An 18393-nucleotide genomic window follows, 5' to 3' on the forward strand; every position below is an offset into this window, starting at 1 on the left:
CGCCTCACTTCACACCGACAGCAGCCCCGTTTTCCGCCTGCCGGAACGATGCCGCACACCGGACCCACCGGGTACGTCGTCGCGCCGACCGACAGCCGTGAACCCTACCAGCCGCGACCCGTCCCGGAGGAGTCCGATCCCGGCAGCCGACGGTTAAGAATTCCGGCACCGCCGCCATGGTCCAACGAGTGACGGCGGCTTCCGATACGGCCCCGACGAAAACGTGCCGCGGCTGGTGACGACACCCGCCGGGGTCCGGGAACACGCCATTGCCTGTTCCCGGACCCCGGCGCATATCGCAAGTGACAACCTGAAATGACAACCGTTATCGTTTTCGGGTCAGTTGCCGGTTGAGTGAGGTGCTCGTGTCGTTCGTGGTGAGTCGTCGTCGTGTTCTTGGTCTTGGCTTGGGCGGGGTCGCCGCGGGTCTGCTGCCGGGGTGTGCCGCGGAGGGGCCGGCCGCCTCCGGCGGCGGGCAACCGCGCTCCGGCGGCCGGCTGCGGGCCGCGTTCTCGGGCGGCGGAGCGGCCGAGGTCCTCGATCCGCACCAGACCAATCTGTACGTCGAGATCGCCCGGACGAAGGCGCTCTACGACAAGCTCGCGGACTACGGCTCCGACATGGCGCCGCAGCCCCGCCTCGCGGAGAGCTGGGAGCCGAGCGCCGACCTGCGCACCTGGCGGATCACGCTCCGCCAGGCGACGTTCCACGACGGCAAGCCGGTGCGGCCCGCGGACGTGCTGGCGAGCTTCGCGCGGATCGTCGAGCCGGGCTCGGCACGCCGCGCGAAGTCCGCGCTGTCGGTGATCGAGCTCGCCGCCAGCCGCGCGGTCGGCGAGCGGGTGGTCGAGTTCCGGCTGAAGCGCCCGTACGGCGAATTCCCGAACGCGCTGGCCACGCTCGGCGCGTACGTCGTCCCGGGCGGCACGCCCGACCTCGCGAAACCGGTGGGCAGCGGGCCGTTCAAGTTCCGCTCGTTCGAGCCCGGCCGGAGCTTCGTCGCCGTACGCAACGACCAGTACTGGGACGGGGCGCCGTACCTGGACGAGCTGCAGCTGCTGATCAGCAACGACGAGGCCGCGCGGGTGAACGCGCTGCTCGGCAAGCAGGTCGAGTACGCGCACGACCTGACGCCGACCAGCGCCCGCACGCACGAGCAGAGCGTCCAGATCCACCGGCTGCCGCTGAGCAACTTCCACGGGCTCGCGATGAAGGTCGACCGGCCGCCGTTCGACAAGCCCGAGCTGCGGCAGGCGCTGTTCCACCTGGTCGACCGGGACGAGCTGATCAGGTCGGTGCTGCACGGTTCGGGTCAGCCCGGCAACGACCTCTACGGCAAGAACTACAAGTACTACGCGAGCGACCTGGCCCAGCGCGGCCAGGACCTGGACCGCGCGAAGGCGCTGCTGAAGAAGGCCGGCGCCGAGGGCGCGACGATCGACTTCGACACCTCGGACGCGTCGACCGGGCTCAAGGAGGCCGCGCTCGCGATCAGCGACCAGGCGAAGGCGATCGGCCTGACGCTGAACGTCAAGCTCGGCAACAAGGACAGCTACTGGGCCGACATCGCGAAGTCCGGCGTGCTGGCCAGCTACCGCTCCGGTGCGATGCCGCTGGAGTCGCACATCTCGCAGCGGCTGCTGACGTCGTCGACCACCAACAACACGCAGTGGCGGCGACCGGAGTTCGACAAGCTGTACTACGACGCGCAGTCGACGACCGACGAGAACAAGCGCGCGGACCTGTACCGGCGAATGCAGCAGCAACTCTTCGACGAGGGCGGCTTCCTGTGGTGGGGCGTCTCGGACTGGATCGTCGCCTCCGCGCAGAACGTCCGCGGCGTCGACGACAAGGCCCCCGCGAACACCTTGAACTGGGCCCGTTTCGACAAGGTCTGGCTGGCGTGACGCGGTACGTCGTCCAGCGGGTGCTGCTCGGCGTTGTCCAGGTGGTGCTGGTGATGGCCGGGATGTTCTTCCTGACCGAAGCGCTGCCGGGCGACGCGGCGGTGACGATCGCCGGGGACAACCCGGACCCGGCGGTGATCGCGGCGCTGCGGGAGAAACTCGGGCTCGACGAGTCCGCCTGGCACCGGCTCGGCGAATGGCTGGTCAAGGCGCTGCACGGCGACTTCGGCCAGTCGCTGGTCGGCCCGCGTTCGGTCGCCGATCTGATCGCGGCCGCGGCCGCGCCGACCGCCTTGCTGGCCTGTCTGACGCTCGTCCTGCTGATCCCGTTGTCGGTCGGGCTCGGCATGCTGGCCGCGCGTCGCGAAGGCGGACGGCTCGACCGGATCATCACCGGCAGCACGCTCGGGCTGTACTCGGCGCCGGAGTTCGCGATGGGCATCCTGCTGGTCACCGTGTTCGCGGTGAAGCTCGCCTGGTTCCCACCCACGGCCGTCGGTACGTCGCTCACCAGCAATCCCGCCGTACTGGTGCTGCCTGTGTTCGTCCTGCTGCTGCGGCCGATCTGTTCACTCAGCCGGCTGGTCCGGGCCGGCATGATCGACGCCGAGCAGTCCGAGTACGTCCGGCACGTACGACGGGCCGGCCTGTCGCCGACGCGCGTCCGGCTCGCACACGCGCTGCCCAACGCGATCGCCCCGTCGGTGCAGCAACTCGCGCGCACGGTCGACTGGCTGGTCGGCGGCGTGATCGTGATCGAGGCGATCTTCGTCGTACCCGGTCTCGGCACGGCACTCGCGGACGCCGTCGCGGCGCGCGATCTGCCGGTCATCCAGGGCCTCGCAGTCGTGCTCGCCACCACCACCGTGCTCGTGAACCTCGCCGCCGACCTAGCAGCCCGCATCCTCGCGCCCGCCGCCGAGGCGGGTCGATGAGCGGCCGGCTGCGCCTGCGTGTCCCGGGCGTCGGTCTCGGGCGCGACTACCTCCTGCCCGGCGTACTGGTCGCCGTACCGCTCCTGCTCGCCCTGGTCGGACCGCTCGCGGCTTCGGCTGACACCGCGAAGGACGTGCCGTTCACCGCGGGCGGCGTGTTCGGCACCGACTTCGTCGGCCGGGACGTCTGGAACGAAGTACTCCTCGGCGGCCGCTCGCTGATCCTCGTCGCCGTCGCGGCCACCGCCTGCACCTATCTGGTCGCCGTACCGCTGGGACTGATCGCCGGCATGACCAGGAACCGTGCTCTCGACGAGGTGCTGATGCGCCCACTCGACCTGCTGCTCGCGGTCCCGTCGATGCTGATGCTGCTGTTGCTCGTCTCGATCGCCCCGCAGCAGCGCTGGGTACTGATCGCGGTCGTTGCCCTGATCAACGTTCCCGACGTGGTCCGGATCAGCCGCAGCTCCGCCCTGTCGCTGTCGGCCCGGCCCGCGGTCGAGGCGATGCGGCTGCAGGGCGAGAGCCGGCTGCGGATCGGTCTCGGGTACGTCGCCCGCTCGATGCGCCGGACACTCGCCGCCGATCTCGGCACCCGCTTCACCGGGGCCACGTACCTCGTCGCGTCGGCCAGCTTCCTCGGGGTCGGCATCTCCCCGCAGGCGAGCGACTGGGCCGCGATGGTCGACCGGAACCGGACCGGGCTGTTCGTGCAGCCGTGGGCGGTCGTCCTGCCGGCCGTGCTGATCGTGATGCTGGCGATCGGTGTGAACCTGACCTTCGACCGCCTGCTGCGCCGGGAGGACAGCCGATGACAGTCGCCGAGGTCCGCAACCTCACCGTCAGCGTGGCCGGTCGCGAGCTCGTCGCCGACGTCTCGTTCGCGCTTGCCGCCGGCGAGATCACCGCGCTGGTCGGCGAGTCCGGCAGCGGCAAGACCACGACCGCGCTCGCGCTCCTGGGCGAGGCACCCGTGACCACCGGCCAGGTCGAGGTCGCCGGGGCGATCGTCGACGCCGAGCACCCGCCGGCCCGCGGCGTGGTCGGCTACGTCCCGCAACACCCCTCCGCGGCCCTCAATCCGGTACGGCGCATCGGTCCGGTCCTGCGGGAACTCGGCCGGCTGTACGTCGACCGGAACCAGGTGCGCGAGCGGACGCTGGACGCGCTCACGCAGGCGCAGCTCCCGGACGGGGAGAAGTTCCTCGGGCGGTACCCGCACCAGCTGTCCGGCGGTCAGCAGCAACGCGTCGTACTGGCTCACGAGCTCATCGGCCGTCCGCAGCTCCTGATCGCCGACGAGCCGACGACCGGGCAGGACGCGCAGATCCGGCGCCTGCTGGCCGAGGAACTGCGGGCCGTCGCCGGCCAAGGCATCGCCGTACTGCTGCTCACCCACGACCTCGAACTGGTCCGGATGCTCGCCGACCAGATCCTGGTCATGCACCGGGGCAAGGTCGTCGAGGCTGGTCCTGAGGTGCTGGCGCTGCCGCGGCACGAGTACACGCGGCGCCTGGTCGCGGCGCAGCGGATCGTCCCCTCCCCCGCGCCGCCCGCGTCAGGCGTACCCGTCGTCTCCGTCCGCGACCTGGTCGCCGGTCATCGCCGGGTGGACACGTTGCACCAGGTGTCATTGACGATCGAGGCGGGCGACCAGCTCGCCGTGGTCGGGCGGTCCGGCAGCGGGAAGACCACACTCGCCCGGTGCATCGCCGGTCTGCATCCGTATCGCAGTGGCGAGCTCCGGCTCGGCTCCGCGGTGCTCTCGCCTTTGCTGAGGCGCCGTACGCGGGAACAGCTGGCCAGGATCCAGTACGTCCATCAGGACACGCGCGCGTCGTTCAACGAGTTCGTGCCGGTGCTCGACCAGGTCGCGCGGACCGCCGAGCGGCTCCGCGGCCTGTCGACGGCCGACGCCCGTCGGGAGGCGCTCGCAAGCCTGGAGCGGCTCGGGATCCGCGAGGACGTCGCGACCCGGCTGCCGCGGTCGCTGTCCGGCGGCGAACTCCAGCGTTCCGCGCTCGTCCGGGCCGTGATCGCCGAACCGGACCTGTTGATCTGCGACGAGATCACGTCCGGGCTCGACACCGTCACCCAGGCGGAGCTGCTCGACGTACTGCGGGATCTCCAGCGGACCACCGACTGCGCACTGATGGTGATCACACACGACCTCTCCGTCGTCGCCGGCATCACGCACCGCGTGCTGATCGTGGACGACGGGCGCATCGTCGAGCAGGGCCTGACGGCGGAGGTCCTGGCCGACCCCGGACACGCGGCCACCCGGGCGCTGGTGACCGCGTCCGGCCTGATCGAGGAGGAACCCCTTGACCGAACCGGCTGAGCGACGCGTCGGCCGCTACGCCGTACGACCGGCCCGCCGGGACGACATCGACGGCGCGCGGTCGGTCATGCTCGACACGTTCTACCGCGAGTTCGGCCACGGGTACGTGCCGCGCTGGCACGCCGACGTGATCGACCCCGGTCGCGCGTACTTCGACACGCCCCGGCAGCGACTGTTCGTCGCCGCGCTCGACGACGAGGTCGTCGGTACGGCGGCCGTGCGCGCGGACGGCCCGCAGAGCCCGCCGCACGCGCCCTGGCTCGCGGAGCGCTACCCGTCCGGGAGCACCGCGCAGATCTTCCGCGTCTACGTCCGCCCGGAACACCGCCGCCACGGCCTGGCCCGTGCCCTCGTCGACCTCTGCCGCGACTTCGTGGCCGGCACCGAGGGGTACGACGTGATCTACCTGCACACGAACGCCGCGATCGAGGGCGCCGAGCCGTTCTGGCGCTCGGTCGCGGAACTGGTCCATGACGGCCGCACCGACCCTCGGCACAGCCCTGCCGTGCACTTCGAGATCCCGCTGTAGATCCGGCGTCAGCGGCATGGCGGTGCCGTGTCAGTGCGTCCCGTGATCGTTGGTCGTGTCAGCAGGAACCACGAGCACGAGGAGCACGAAGATGTCGATCCAGAGCCCGGACAGCAACGGCGTCGCGCAGGACCGGCCGGAGCTGCAGAAGGCCGTACAGGAGTTCGTCGACGCCGGATTCGGCGGGTTCGAGCTGCGGGTGACCGACGAGCAGGGCGAGTGGGTCGGCGTCGCCGGAGTCCGCGAGCTGGGTAGCACCGAGGCGCCGCCGGTCAACGGGCAGTGCCGGGTCGGCAGCGTCACCAAGACGTTCGTCTCGACGGTCGTGCTGCAACTGGTGGCCGAGGGCAAGCTCGAGCTGGACGGCCCGGTGGCCGATCGGCTGCCGCGCTTCGAGCTCGACCCGCGGATCACCGTGCGGATGCTGCTGAACCACACCAGCGGCCTGTTCAACTACACCGGCGAGTACTACCCCGACGGCACGTTCGTGCCCGGGATCCCCGCGACCGGCAAGGACTGGGCGGACAACCGCCTGCGCGGGTACACGCCGGACGAGCTCGTGGAGCTGGCACTGGCCAAGCCCGCGCGGTTCGAGCCGGGAGCCGAGTGGAGCTACTCGAACACCAACTACACGGTCGCCGCGCTGCTGATCGAGGCGGTCACCGGGCGCACGTTCGCCGAGGAGCTGGAGAGCAGGATCGTGAAGCCGCTCGGCCTGACCGGCACCGTCGAACCGGGCGACCGGACCGACATCCCGGGTCCGCACTCGCACGGGTACTTCCGCTACCAGGACGGCGAGAAGTGGAAGGTCGTCGACGTCACCGAGCAGAACCCGTCACTGCTGTTCGCGGCCGGCAGCATGCTCTCGACCACGCGGGACCTGCACCTGTTCATGTCCGCGCTGCAAGGCGGGACGCTGGTCCCCGCGGACCTGCTGGCCGAAATGCGTACGCCGGAACCGAAGAGCGGACCGCTCAACTACGCCCTCGGCCTGTTCGAGCAGGACACCCCCACCGGCACCGTCTACCACCACAACGGCAGCGCCCCCGGCGGCTACGGAGCCCTCATGTACAGCACCCCCGACGGCACCAAGACCCTGACCGCCACGATCACCATGGGCGACGCCGACATCAACCTGCTCGAGATCTTCCCGCCGGCCCTGGAGCGCCTGGTCGCGGCGGTGTTCGGCGAGTAGCCGGCACCACGACGAGGGGTCCGGGGGTTGCACCCCCGGAAAACACGACGAGCGAGGGAGGCACGCGCTGTTCGCGTGCAGACCTCGCTCGTCTCGCTCGTGGGCGAAGAGGGGATCGAACCCCCGACATCTTCCTTGTAAGGGAAGCGCTCTACCGCTGAGCTATTCGCCCGGATCAAACGACCGGAGGAGTCTACCTGAGATCCGCGTGCAGCTTTGCCAGTGCCTCGGCGTAGTCGTCGAGGCTGCGGGCTTCCGGGAGCGGGTTGACGACGGACCAGCGGATGATGCCGTCGCGGTCCACCACGAAGGTGCCGCGGAGCGCGCTGCCGCGCTCGGTGTCGAACACGCCGTACGACGACGCGATCGCGCCGTGCGGCCAGAAGTCGGTGAGCAGGCTGAACGGGAGGTCCTGCGCCTCGGCGTACGCGCGGAGCGTGAACATCGGGTCGCAGGAGATCGCCAGGAACTCCGCCGCGGCCAGCAGCTCCGGGCGGTCCCGGAGGGCGGCCAGCTCACTCGTGCAGACCTGGCTGAACGCATACGGATAGAACACCAGTACGACGTCCCGCCGGCCGGCGTAGTCGCTCAGCCGGACCGGTTCGCCGTACTGGTTCCGCGCGCTGAAGTCGGGGGCCCGGCTGCCGACAGCCGGGACGGTCACCCCCGGCGTCCGGACTTCGGGACCACCAGCTTCGTCGCCGACCAGTCGTCGGACGCGCTCAGGGTGCTGGTCGTGGCCAGGCCGGCCACCGGCGCCGCCTCGGCGATGTCACTGGTCTCGACGTACCCGTCCCGGCCCACCTTCGGGGTCAGCAGCCAGACCACGCCGCCCGCCTTCAGGTCGGTCAGGATGTCGAAGAACGCGTCGACCAGGTCGCCGTCGTCCTCCCGGAACCAGAGCAGGACGGCGTCCACGACCTCGTCGGTGTCGTCGCCGACGAACTCCTCCCCGGTGACCTCCCGGATGGCATCACGCAGGTCGTCGTCGCAGTCGTCGTCGTACCCGATCTCCTGTACGACCCAGCCGGCCTCCAGGCCGAACCGGGACGCCATGTTCGGCACTCCGCTCTTGCCGTCCGCGTGATCCGCGGTCGCGCTCACGTGTCCTCCTCCGTGGTCCCCGCTGCCCGGGGGTAGGTGTCGATGCTGTGGTACAGCGGTAGTCCATCGTGACGTACCGCGTCGCGCAAGTATGCACCAGGGTTCCGTGACGTGTCCGGTATCCGCGCGACCGGTCCGAGGCGTGTCCGCTCAGATCCGGTCCGGCGCGCCGGAATCGGGCCGGATCGGAAGGCGAAGTAGAACGCAATCCGGACAGGTGACAGGATTGCGGTGAAGAGCAACCAGAGAGAACGGCAGGACACCGTGGCTTCCGGACACGAACCACCAGCCATCATCACCGAGGGGATGCCCACCCAGCTCCCCGACATCGACCCCGACGAGACGCGTGAGTGGGTCGAATCGCTCGACGCCGTCCTGGACGAACGGGGCAAGGCGCGAGCGCGCTACCTGATGCTCAAGCTGATCGAGCGGGCCCGGGAGCGACAGGTCGGGGTGCCCGCGCTGCGGAGCACCGACTACATCAACTCGATCCCGCCCGAGCGCGAGCCGTGGTTCCCCGGCGACGAGCACATCGAGCGCCGGATCCGGGCCTTCATCCGGTGGAACGCCGCGGTGATGGTGAGCAAGGCCAACCGCAAGGGCCTGGAGGTCGGCGGCCACATCGCCACCTACCAGTCCGCCGCGAGCCTCTACGAGGTCGGTTTCAACCACTTCTTCCGCGGCAAGGACCACCCGGGCGGCGGCGACCAGATCTTCATCCAGGGGCACGCCTCCCCCGGGATGTACGCGCGCGCCTTCCTCGAGGGCCGGCTGAGCGCGGACCAGCTGGACGGCTTCCGCCAGGAGGTCTCCCGCGGCCCGCACCAGGGCCTGTCGTCGTACCCGCACCCGCGGCTGATGCCGGACTTCTGGGAGTTCCCGACCGTCTCGATGGGGCTGGCCGCGCTGAACTCGATCTACCAGGCGCGGTTCAACCGCTACCTGCACAACCGCGGCATCAAGGACACCAGCCAGCAACACGTCTGGGCGTTCCTCGGTGACGGCGAGATGGGTGAGCCTGAGTCGCTCGGCGCGATCGGCCTGGCCGCGCGCGAGGAGCTCGACAACCTCACCTTCGTGATCAACTGCAACCTGCAGCAGCTGGACGGCCCGGTCCGCGGCAACGGCAAGGTGATCCAGGAGCTGGAGGCGTTCTTCCGCGGCGCCGGCTGGAACGTGATCAAGGTGATCTGGGGCCGGGAGTGGGACAACCTGCTCGCCCAGGATCACGACGGCGCGCTGGTGAACAAGATGAACACCACGCCGGACGGCCAGTTCCAGACCTACTCGGTCGAGTCCGGTGAGTACATCCGGGAGAACTTCTTCGGCGGCGACCAGCGGCTGCGGCAGATGGTCAGCGGGCTGTCCGACGAGGACCTGCGCAAGCTGCCGCGCGGCGGTCACGACTACCGCAAGGTGTACGCCGCGTTCAAGAGCGCGACCGAGCACGTCGGCCAGCCGACCGTGATCCTCGCCCAGACCATCAAGGGCTGGACGATCGAGGCGCTGGAGGGCCGGAACGCGACCCACCAGATGAAGAAGCTGACCTCGGACGACCTGAAGGCGTTCCGCGACCGGCTGTACCTGCCGATCGAGGACAAGGACCTCGAGGACGCGTACAACCCGCCGTACTTCCACCCCGGCACCGACTCGCCGGAGTACCAGTACATGATGGAGCGCCGCAAGCAGCTCGGCGGCTCGCTGCCGTCGCGCCGGGTGACGCCGAAGACGCTGACGCTGCCGGGCGACGCGGTGTACAAGCCGCTGGCCAAGGGCTCGACCGCGCCGGTGGCGACCACGATGGCGCTGGTCCGGCTGTTCCGGGACCTGATGAAGGACCCGGAGATCGGGCACCGGATCGTCCCGATCGCCCCGGACGAGTACCGCACGTTCGGTATGGACTCGATGTTCCCGACCGCGAAGATCTACTCGCCGCACGGGCAGAACTACGAGGCCGTCGACCGCAACCTGCTGCTGTCGTGGAAGGAGTCCACGGCGGGCCAGCTGCTGCACGAGGGCATCAGCGAGGCCGGCGCGATGGGTTCGGTGCTCGCGGCCGGTACGGCGTACGCGACGCACGGCGAGCCGATGATCCCGTTCTACATCTTCTACTCGATGTTCGGGTTCCAGCGCACCGGCGACTGGATGTGGGCGTTCGGCGACCAGCTCGGCCGGGGCTTCCTGGTGGGCGCCACCGCCGGCCGGACGACGCTCACCGGTGAGGGCCTGCAGCACGCCGACGGTCACTCGCCGCTGCTCGCCTCGACGAACCCGTCCGCGATCCACTACGACCCGGCGTTCGCGTACGAGATCCCGTACATCGTCAAGGACGGCCTGCGCCGGATGTACGGCTACGGGCTCGACCAGGACAAGCCGTACGGCGAGGACGTGTTCTACTACCTGACCGTCTACAACGAGCCGGTCGCGCAGCCGGCCGAGCCGGAGGGCCTCGACGTCGCGGCGCTGCTCAAGGGCATGTACCGCTTCAACGAGGGCCAGGTCGCCGACGGTGACGACGTACCGCGGGCGCAGCTGCTGGCGTCCGGTGTCGCGCTGCCGTGGGTGCTCAAGGCGCAGCAGATCCTCGCCGACGAGTACTCCGTCGCGGCCGACATCTGGTCCGTGACCTCGTGGAACGAGCTGCGCCGCGACGCGATCGCCGCCGAGCAGCACAACCTGCTGCACCCGGACGAGCCGGAGCAGGTGCCGTTCGTGACCGAGCAGCTGAAGGACACCAAGGGCCCGGTCGTCGCGGTCAGCGACTTCATGCGCGCGGTCCAGGACCAGATCTCCCGCTGGGTGCCGAACGACTACACCTCGCTCGGGACCGACGGCTGGGGCCTGGCCGACACCCGGGCCGCGGCCCGGCGGCACTTCCAGGTCGACGCCGAGTCGATCGTGGTCGCGACCCTGGAGATCCTCGCCAAGCGCGGCGACGTGAAGCCGGAGGTGGCCGCCGAGGCGGCCCGCAAGTACCGCATCGACGACCCGACCGCGGTCGCCGGCGTGAGGCAGGAGGGCGCCGGCGCCTGACGCCGGGGCCCGAGGGCCGCTCACCCCACGCCGGGGTGAGCGGCCCTTCGCTTTTCCGGGCAGCCCTCTGAGTAGTTGGACGGCTACCGGTTGCTACGGTCGGAGTATGTCCGACACGCAGCAGGCCTCCGCCGAGAAGACGTTCTTCGGGCATCCGCGTGGGTTGATGACGCTGTTCACCACCGAACTGTGGGAGCGGTTCAGCTACTACGGGATGCGCGCGATCCTGCTGCTGTACCTGACCGACCAAGCGCACGGGCTCGGGCTCGGGGAGTCGCTCGGGCAGGCGGTGGTGTCGATCTACGGCGCCTCGGTGTACCTGCTGTCGGTGCTCGGCGGCTGGTTCGCGGACCGCGTCTTCGGCGCCCGCCGGACCGTGCTGTACGGCGGCATCGTGATCGTCGCCGGCCACCTGTGCCTGGCGCTGCCGTCGAACGGGCCGGCGTACGCCGGGATCGCCTTGGTTGCCCTCGGCACCGGGCTGCTGAAACCGAACGTGTCGACGATGGTCGGCACGCTCTACGAGCAGGGCGACACCCGGCGCGACTCGGCGTTCTCGATCTTCTACATGGGCATCAACATCGGCTCGTTCACGGCGCCGTTCGTGGTCGGGTTCCTGCGCCGCGAGTTCGGGTTCCACGTCGCGTTCGCGGCCGCCGCGGTCGGGATGACGCTGGCGCTGATCGCGTACCTGCTCGGCCGCCGTACCCTGCACGGCCGCGGCGACACCCCGCCGAACCCGCTGACCGCCGCGGACCGGCCGGCCATGCTCAAGGTCTGCGCCGCGGTGCTCGCGCTGCTCGCGGTCGTGTTCGCCTGGTCGGCGTGGCGATCCGGCGGCCTCGGCCCGAAGCCGGTCGTCGACGCGATCTCGTACCTGTGCTTCCTGGCACCGATCGCGTACTTCGTGATGCTGCTGCGGAGCCCGCTGGTGACGCCGGTGGAACGGCAGCGGGTCCGCGCCTACATCCCGCTGTTCGTCGCCGCGATGCTGTTCTTCATGCTGTTCGAGCAGGCGGCGACCACGCTGACGTCGTTCGCCGCCAACCGGACGCAGCTCGACCTGTTCGGCGCCGAGATCTCGCCGGAGTTCTTCCAGTCGGTGAACCCGTTCTCGATCATCGTGCTGGCGCCGGTGTTCGCGGTGATCTGGATCAAGCTGGGCGACCGCGGGCCGTCGATCGGGCAGAAGTTCGCCACCGGACTGCTGCTGGCCGGCATCTCGTTCGCGGTGATGGCCCTCGCGTCGTCCGTTGCCGGTGACAACCTCGCGTCGCCGCTGTGGCTGGTCGGCGTCTACGTGATCCAGACCCTCGGCGAGCTGTTCCTGTCCCCGGTCGGCCTGGCCGCGACGACCGTGCTGGCGCCGCGGGCCTTCCTCAGCCAGATGATGGCGCTGTGGTTCCTCGCGCCTGCCGCCGGCCAGGCGATCACCGCCCAGCTCGTGCAGGCGACCGAGGACGCGTCGGACACGGCGTACTTCGGCGGGCTGGCGGTCGTCACGATCGTGGTCGCGTTCGCCGTCTACGCGCTGTCGCCCTGGATCCGGCGGCACACCGACGTACGACAAACCTCGTAGTCCCGCCGCCCGCGAGTTGCGCATTCCGTCCGACGCGGAGACCGGGCCGGGATCCCTACCGTCGGTGACATGACTGGCGTAAGCGTTGCTCTTCTCGCGGGGACGATGTCCACCATCCTCTTCGCGTCGAGCGCCCTGCCGATGGTGGTCAAGGCGATCCGGACCCGCGACCTCGCGTCGTACAGCCCGGCGAACCTGGTGCTGGCCAACGTCGGCAACGCCGTCCACTGCATCTACGTGGTGCACCTGCCGCCAGGACCGATCTGGATCCTGCACGGCTTCTACGTCGTGACGTCCGCGCTGATGCTGCTGTGGTGGCTGCGGTTCCACCTGCTTCCGCGCGACGTGGAACGGAGACCAGCATGAACACCATCGTCATCGGCGCCGGACAGGCCGGACTCGCCACCGGCCACCACCTGCAGCGGCTCGGGGAGCCGTTCACGATCCTCGACGGCAACGCCCGCGTGGGCGACCAGTGGCGGTCGCACTGGGACAGCCTGCGGCTCTACTCCCCCGCGAAGTACGACGGCCTGCCGGGCCTCCCGTTCCCGGGCGACCCGTGGCACTACCCGGGCAAGGAGGAGGTCGCCGACTACCTCGCGTCGTACGCCGATCACTTCCGGCTGCCGATCCGGCACAACGCCCGGGTGGACAAGCTCGAGCGGCTCGACGACCGGTGGGTCGTCACCCTCGGACGCGAGCAGCTCACCGCCGACAACGTCGTGGTCGCCACCGGTACCTTCGGGCGGACGCCGTACCTCCCGGACTTCGCGGTCGACCTGGATCCGGCGATCCGGCAGCTGCACTCGTCGGAGTACCGGCGGCCGGACCAGCTCAAGGACGGGCCGGTGCTGGTGGTCGGCGGGTCGCATTCGGGCACCGACATCGCGTACGAGGTCGCGCCGACGCACGAGACGATCCTGTGCGGCCGCGATCCGGGGCAGGTGCCCTTCCGGCCGGGCCAGCGCAGGCAGGTGCTGATCTGGCCGGTCCTGCTGTTCGCCTGGCGTCACGTGCTGACCCGCCGGACGCCGATGGGCCGCAAGGAGATGGGGGAGGTTCGGTTCCACGGCGGGCCGATGATCCGGGTCAAGCGGGAAGACCTGCTCGCGCGCGGGGTCGAGCGGGTCCACGACCGGGTCGTCGGCGTCCAGGACGGGCGGCCGATGCTCGCCGACGGGCGGGTCCTGGAGGTGGCGAACGTGGTCTGGGCGACGGGGTTCAAGCAGGTCTTCAACTGGATCGACGTTCCGGTGGTCGGGGCTGACGGCTGGCCGCGCGAGTATCGCGGGGTCGCGACGGATGTGCCCGGGCTGTTCTTCTGCGGCCTGTCCTTCCAGTACGCCTTCAGTTCGATGGTGCTGCCGGGGGTCGGACGGGACGCGGCGTACGTCGCCCGGCGGATCGCGGCCCGGACCGGAGCGGACCGGAGTCTTGCCGCCGCGTGATCCGGTGGCGCATGCTCGCCAGTGGGGGGCTGGACATGGGGATTGTCGACGATCTGCAGCGCGCCCGGTCCGCGTTCGAGCGGCGTGACTGGGCGGTCGCCTACGAGCGGCTGGCCGCTGTAGACCAGGATGCGGGCCTCGGCCCGGACGAGCTGGCGACGCTGGCCACGGCCGCGTTCCTGCTCGGCGACACCGACGCCTGCATCCGGGCACTCCAACGCGGCTACCGGTCGCGGATCGACGCCGGTGACGTGCTCGGCGCGATCCGGTTCGCGTTCTGGCTGGCGCGGGTGCTCAACGGCCGCGGTGAGGTGGCCGTCGGCAACGGCTGGGCCGCCCGGGCGGAGCGGCTGCTGGACGGCCAGCCGGAGGACGTCGTGGAGCGCGGCTACCTGCGGATCCACGACTTCTTCCGCTGCCTGGACACGGGCGACTTCCCCGGCGCGCTGGCCGTCGGGGACGACATCGTCGCGGTCGCGCGCCGGCACGGCGACCCGGACCTGCTGGCGCAGGGCCTGGTCTGCAAGGGCCGCCTGCTGCTGTACGCCGGCCGCGTCCCGGAAGGGCTCGCGCTGCTCGACGAGGCGATGGTCGGCGTCGCGGCCGGGGAACTCTCGCCGATCTTCGCGGGCACCGTGTACTGCGCGATGATCGAGGGCTGCCAGGAGGTCCTCGACTTCGCCCGGGCCTCGGCGTGGACGGCCGCGCTGACCCGCTGGTGCGACAGCCAGCCGGACCTGGTGCCGTTCACCGGGCAGTGCGCGGTGCACCGCGGCCAGATTCTCCGGCTGCACGCGGCGTACCCGGAGGCGCTGGCCGAGTTCGAGGACGCGTGCCGGCGGTACGCGGCGGCCGGGGCCGACCCCGCGGCGGGGCTCGCGCTGGGCGAGCGGGGCGACGTACTGCGGATCCGCGGCGACTTCGCGGCGGCGGAGGCGTCGTACGACGAGGCGAGCGGGTACGGGTACGAGGCGCAGCCGGGGCGGGCGCTGCTGATGGTGGCGCGCGGGCGGATCCCGGGCGCGCTGGCCGCCGTACGGCGGTTGCTCGCGGAGACCGGGGATCCGGTGCATCGTTCGCGGCTGCTGGCGGGGGCGGTCGAGGTCCTGCTCGCCGGTGACGCCCTGCCCGAGGCGGAGACCGCGGCCGGCGAGTTGTCGACAATCGCCGACGGGTTCGGCTGTGCGGGACTCCGGGCGTCGGCGGCGTACTGCGCGGCACTCGTGGCGCTCGCCGCCGACGATCCGGATCGCGCCCTGCCACACGCGCGGCTGGCGGCGCGGCTGTGGGGTGAGCTGCGGGCGCCGTACGAGGTGGCGCGGTCGAAGCTGCTGGCCGGACGGGCGGTCCGCCTGCTCGGCGACGAGGACTCGGCGACGGCCGAACTGACCGCGGCCTTCCGGACGTTCGACGAGCTCGGCGCGGTCCCGGCGCGGCAGGAGGCCGAGAAGCTGCTCGGCCGCAGTACGGCAGGTGGCTTGACCGGTCGGGAACTCGACGTGCTGCGACTGGTTGCGGTCGGCAACAGCAACGCCGAGATCGCGGAGCGGCTGGTGCTGAGCGACAAGACGGTCGCCCGGCATCTCACGAACATCTTCGCCAAGCTCGACGTGCCGTCCCGGACGGCGGCCGTCGCGTACGCCCGCGACCACGACCTGCTCTGAAACCGCCCGGTGGAGGGAGGTCGTTCACTCTCCCGGGTGAGGTGCGCGCGGGTCCCCAGGACGGATGCTCGGACCGTGAGCACAACTGAACGTCCCGTCCCGCGCTGGGCCTACCGGCTGGCGCACGCCGTCCCGTTCCTGGTCCTGCCGTCCAGCCTCTGGCGCCTCGGCCTCGTGTTCGGCTCGACGATGGGGCTCGAGGCCGCTGTCGAACCGGGATATGTGATGGGGCTCGGCGAGAAGCTCTACATCGTCGGGCTATCGGTCTTCTCCGAACTCGTCGCCCTGACCGCGCTCGGCCTGGTCAGCCGCTGGGGCGAGGTCGTGCCGCGCTGGATCCCGGTCGCCGGCGGCCGCCGCGTGCATCCGTACGCCGCGATCGTGCCCGCGGTCCTCGGCTCGCTGGCGCTGATCGGGATCTGGACGTTCGGCTTCCGCGACGCGTTCAGCGACGACTTCCTCCCGTTCAGCGGCACCGGCTGGAAGGTGCTGATGCTGGCCTGCTACCTGCCGCTCAACCTCTGGGGCCCCGCGCTGCTGCTGCTCACCTGGGCGTACTACCGGCGCCGGGTCAGCGCGCTCGCGGTCGCGGTTTGAGCGTGGTCCCGGGCAGCGGTGGCGCCGGCAGCGGAGCGCCGTCGTACCCCGGCACCATCCCGAACCGGTCGTTGCCACCGGCATCGATCGCCGCCTGCCACGCGTCCCGGGCCGCGACCACTTCTTCGTGCGAGCGGCCGATGAAGTTCCACCACATCACCAGCTCCTCCTCGAACGGCTCGCCGCCGAGCAGCAGGAACCGGACGCCGTTGTCAGCGGCAACCAGCTCGATCGCGTCCCGGCCGGAGCCCAGGTAGGCCATCTCGCCGAACCCGGGCGTCAGCTCCCCGACCGACAACGAGCCGTCGACCACGAGGACGGCGTACTCGTGCTCCGGGGTGAGCGGCAGCGCGAGCGTCCGGCCGGGCTCGATCGTGACGTCGGCGCCGACCAGCGGCGTGTACGCCGGGGCGGGCGACGTCACCCCGGCGACCGTGCCGACCATCACCGTCGCGTGCGCGCCGTCGAACTCGAGCCGCGGCAGGTCGGCGTACGCGTTGAACGCCGGCGGGGTCGTCGTCCGGACCCTGTCAGGCAACGCGACCCACAGCTGGGCGCCGTGCAACATCGGCGGCGCGTCCGGCGTGGACACCTCCGAGTGCGCGATCCCGTTGCCGGCGGTCATGATGTTGAGCTCGCCCGGCCGTACGAACGCGTGCGACCCGACGCTGTCGCGGTGCTCGATCTCGCCCTCGAACAGCCAGCTCACCGTCTGCAGGCTGGTGTGCGGGTGCGGCGGCACCTGCATGCCGCGCTCCCCCGGTACGTCGTACGAGTCGACGCGCTCCTGGGTCAGGTCGTCCGGGCCGTAGTGGTCCACGAAGCACCAGGCGCCGACCATCCGCCGGTTCTTGTTCGGCAGCAGCCGCCGGACCGTGGTCGACCGCCCCAGGACGACCTCACGGGCCTCGAGCACCTCCAGCACGGGCCCCTCACAGTCCCCGGTCCCGATCACTTCGGCTGGGTCCTTCTCGAGATCGCTCATGATGCCGTCCATTCCAGGAGTTCCTTCTGGTCCCACGTGTTGATCACGCGCTCGGCCGGTACGCCGCAGTCCTCGGCGCGCTCGCAGCCGTAGACCTGCCAGTCGAGCTGGCCGGGCGCGTGCGCGTCGGTGTCGATCGAGAACAGGCAGCCCGTCTCGACGGCCATCGAGAGCAGCCGTTTCGGCGGGTCGAGGCGCTCGGGGCGGGAGTTGATCTCGACCGCGGTACCGAACTGCCGGCAGGCCTCGAACACCACCTCGGCGTCGAACTCCGACTCCGGCCGGGTGCCGCGGCCGCCGGTGATCAGCCGGCCGGTGCAGTGCCCGAGCACGTCCACGTGCGGGTTGGCGATCGCGCGGACCATCCGCTCGGTCATCGGCTCGGACGCCATCCGCAACTTCGAGTGCACGCTGGCGACGACGACGTCCAGCCGGGCCAGGATCTCCGTGTCGCAGTCGAGCGACCCGTCGTCGAGGATGTCGACCTCGATGCCGTTCAGGATCGTGAAGCCGTCGAGCTCGTCCTGGAGCTTCTTGTTCAGCTCCGCGACGACCTCGAGCTGCTGCAGCCGGCGCTCGCGGGACAGGCCGTTGGCGACGGTCAGCCGCGGTGAGTGGTCCGTCAGCGCCATGTACGAGTGCCCCAGGCGGTGCGCCGTACGGGCCATCTCCTCGATCGGGCTGCCGCCGTCCGACCACTCGGAGTGCAGGTGCAGGTCGGCCTTCAGCGCGGCCCGCAGCTCCTTCCCCGCGGTGGTCAGCTCCCCCGCCGCCTCCTCCAGCTTGACCAGGTACGACGGGGTGGCGCCGTCCATCGCCTCGACGATCACGGCCTCGGTCTTCGGGCCGATCCCGGCCAGCTCGGTCAGCGTGCCCGCGCGCCGCCGGGCCCGCACCTCCGCGGCCGGCAGCGCCGCGATCGTGTCGGCCGCCCGCCGGTACGCCTTCACCCGATGCGTCGGCTGCCGGTCACGCTCGAGGTAGTACCCGATCGCCCGCAACGCCGCGACCGCATCCGCCACACCCGCGTTGTCCGTCATGCGTCCATCATGGCAGTGCGGATCCCCGGGCCATCA

Annotated in this window: 16 protein-coding genes and 1 tRNA gene; 12 read left to right on the forward strand and 5 right to left on the reverse strand. The window is 70.7% G+C overall.

Annotation, left to right across the window (positions count from 1 at the left end; translation table 11 throughout):
• Positions 1-359 precede the first annotated feature (359 nt).
• The 6 genes from ABN611_RS39075 (at position 360) to ABN611_RS39100 (ending at position 6907) form a co-directional block, all read left to right on the forward strand.
• Complete coding sequence (locus ABN611_RS39075; protein WP_350281742.1) at positions 360-1907, forward strand: ABC transporter substrate-binding protein; 1548 nt, start codon at positions 360-362, stop codon at positions 1905-1907.
• On the forward strand, positions 1904-2842 hold the full coding sequence (locus ABN611_RS39080; RefSeq protein WP_350277352.1) for an ABC transporter permease: 939 nt from the start codon (positions 1904-1906) through the stop codon (positions 2840-2842). Before ABN611_RS39075 ends, ABN611_RS39080 begins: the two co-directional genes overlap by 4 nt.
• The gene (locus ABN611_RS39085; RefSeq protein WP_350277353.1) at positions 2839-3657 is read left to right on the forward strand and encodes an ABC transporter permease subunit; all 819 of its coding nucleotides are present in this window, start codon (positions 2839-2841) and stop codon (positions 3655-3657) included. The genes ABN611_RS39080 and ABN611_RS39085 overlap by 4 nt, the downstream gene beginning before the upstream one ends.
• Positions 3654-5183, forward strand: a complete 1530-nt coding sequence (locus ABN611_RS39090; protein WP_350277354.1) for an ABC transporter ATP-binding protein — start codon at positions 3654-3656, stop codon at positions 5181-5183. The genes ABN611_RS39085 and ABN611_RS39090 overlap by 4 nt, the downstream gene beginning before the upstream one ends.
• Entirely contained in the window at positions 5167-5712 is a 546-nt protein-coding gene (locus tag ABN611_RS39095; RefSeq protein ID WP_350277355.1) for a GNAT family N-acetyltransferase, read from the forward strand. The genes ABN611_RS39090 and ABN611_RS39095 overlap by 17 nt, the downstream gene beginning before the upstream one ends.
• Positions 5713-5803: 91 nt before the next feature.
• Positions 5804-6907: a serine hydrolase domain-containing protein gene (locus ABN611_RS39100; protein WP_350277356.1), complete on the forward strand. Its 1104-nt coding sequence runs from the start codon at positions 5804-5806 to the stop codon at positions 6905-6907.
• A gap of 100 nt (positions 6908-7007) precedes the next feature.
• Here ABN611_RS39100 and ABN611_RS39105 read toward each other — a convergent pair.
• From ABN611_RS39105 to ABN611_RS39115, 3 genes are all read right to left on the reverse strand, one after another.
• Positions 7008-7079 (reverse strand) — tRNA-Val (locus ABN611_RS39105).
• A gap of 21 nt (positions 7080-7100) precedes the next feature.
• Positions 7101-7571, reverse strand: coding sequence for a peroxiredoxin (locus ABN611_RS39110; RefSeq protein WP_350277357.1), 471 nt, complete (start codon positions 7569-7571; stop codon positions 7101-7103).
• The gene (locus ABN611_RS39115) at positions 7568-8011 is read right to left on the reverse strand and encodes a DUF3052 domain-containing protein (RefSeq protein WP_350277358.1); all 444 of its coding nucleotides are present in this window, start codon (positions 8009-8011) and stop codon (positions 7568-7570) included. The genes ABN611_RS39110 and ABN611_RS39115 overlap by 4 nt, the downstream gene beginning before the upstream one ends.
• A gap of 306 nt (positions 8012-8317) precedes the next feature.
• Here ABN611_RS39115 and aceE point away from each other — a divergent pair, with 306 nt between their 5' ends.
• The 6 genes from aceE (at position 8318) to ABN611_RS39145 (ending at position 16332) form a co-directional block, all read left to right on the forward strand.
• Positions 8318-11044, forward strand: coding sequence for a pyruvate dehydrogenase (acetyl-transferring), homodimeric type (aceE, locus tag ABN611_RS39120; protein ID WP_350281743.1), 2727 nt, complete (start codon positions 8318-8320; stop codon positions 11042-11044).
• 106 nt (positions 11045-11150) lie between these two features.
• Positions 11151-12623 (forward strand): peptide MFS transporter, encoded by a 1473-nt coding sequence (locus tag ABN611_RS39125; protein ID WP_350277359.1) that lies wholly within the window; start codon positions 11151-11153, stop codon positions 12621-12623.
• A 69-nt stretch (positions 12624-12692) separates the two neighbouring features.
• On the forward strand, positions 12693-12989 hold the full coding sequence (locus ABN611_RS39130; RefSeq protein WP_350277360.1) for a hypothetical protein: 297 nt from the start codon (positions 12693-12695) through the stop codon (positions 12987-12989).
• Positions 12986-14071 (forward strand): NAD(P)/FAD-dependent oxidoreductase, encoded by a 1086-nt coding sequence (locus ABN611_RS39135; RefSeq protein ID WP_350277361.1) that lies wholly within the window; start codon positions 12986-12988, stop codon positions 14069-14071. The genes ABN611_RS39130 and ABN611_RS39135 overlap by 4 nt, the downstream gene beginning before the upstream one ends.
• Positions 14072-14106: 35 nt before the next feature.
• Positions 14107-15735, forward strand: coding sequence for a LuxR C-terminal-related transcriptional regulator (locus tag ABN611_RS39140; RefSeq protein ID WP_350277362.1), 1629 nt, complete (start codon positions 14107-14109; stop codon positions 15733-15735).
• Positions 15736-15810: 75 nt separating this feature from the next.
• Positions 15811-16332 (forward strand): hypothetical protein, encoded by a 522-nt coding sequence (locus tag ABN611_RS39145; RefSeq protein ID WP_350277363.1) that lies wholly within the window; start codon positions 15811-15813, stop codon positions 16330-16332.
• Here ABN611_RS39145 and ABN611_RS39150 read toward each other — a convergent pair.
• Complete coding sequence (locus ABN611_RS39150; protein ID WP_350277364.1) at positions 16307-17317, reverse strand: pirin family protein; 1011 nt, start codon at positions 17315-17317, stop codon at positions 16307-16309. The two genes, ABN611_RS39145 and ABN611_RS39150, sit on opposite strands and share 26 nt — an antisense overlap.
• Positions 17314-18357, reverse strand: a complete 1044-nt coding sequence (locus ABN611_RS39155; protein WP_350277365.1) for a PHP domain-containing protein — start codon at positions 18355-18357, stop codon at positions 17314-17316. Before ABN611_RS39155 ends, ABN611_RS39150 begins: the two co-directional genes overlap by 4 nt.
• Between the last annotated feature and the right edge of the window lie 36 nt (positions 18358-18393).

The sequence above is a fragment of the Kribbella sp. HUAS MG21 genome (assembly GCF_040254265.1).
In the GTDB taxonomy this organism is placed as follows: Bacteria; Actinomycetota; Actinomycetes; order Propionibacteriales; family Kribbellaceae; genus Kribbella.

Coding starts and splice junctions, on each gene's coding strand:
- ABN611_RS39140 (WP_350277362.1), top strand. CDS start 14,107: ATGGGGATTGTCGACGATCTGCAGCGCGCCCGGTCCGCGTTCGAGCGG.
- ABN611_RS39130 (WP_350277360.1), top strand. CDS start 12,693: ATGACTGGCGTAAGCGTTGCTCTTCTCGCGGGGACGATGTCCACCATC.
- ABN611_RS39125 (WP_350277359.1), top strand. CDS start 11,151: ATGTCCGACACGCAGCAGGCCTCCGCCGAGAAGACGTTCTTCGGGCAT.
- ABN611_RS39150 (WP_350277364.1), bottom strand. CDS start 17,317: ATGAGCGATCTCGAGAAGGACCCAGCCGAAGTGATCGGGACCGGGGAC.
- ABN611_RS39085 (WP_350277353.1), top strand. CDS start 2,839: ATGAGCGGCCGGCTGCGCCTGCGTGTCCCGGGCGTCGGTCTCGGGCGC.
- aceE (WP_350281743.1), top strand. CDS start 8,318: ATGCCCACCCAGCTCCCCGACATCGACCCCGACGAGACGCGTGAGTGG.
- ABN611_RS39100 (WP_350277356.1), top strand. CDS start 5,804: ATGTCGATCCAGAGCCCGGACAGCAACGGCGTCGCGCAGGACCGGCCG.
- ABN611_RS39090 (WP_350277354.1), top strand. CDS start 3,654: ATGACAGTCGCCGAGGTCCGCAACCTCACCGTCAGCGTGGCCGGTCGC.
- ABN611_RS39135 (WP_350277361.1), top strand. CDS start 12,986: ATGAACACCATCGTCATCGGCGCCGGACAGGCCGGACTCGCCACCGGC.
- ABN611_RS39155 (WP_350277365.1), bottom strand. CDS start 18,357: ATGACGGACAACGCGGGTGTGGCGGATGCGGTCGCGGCGTTGCGGGCG.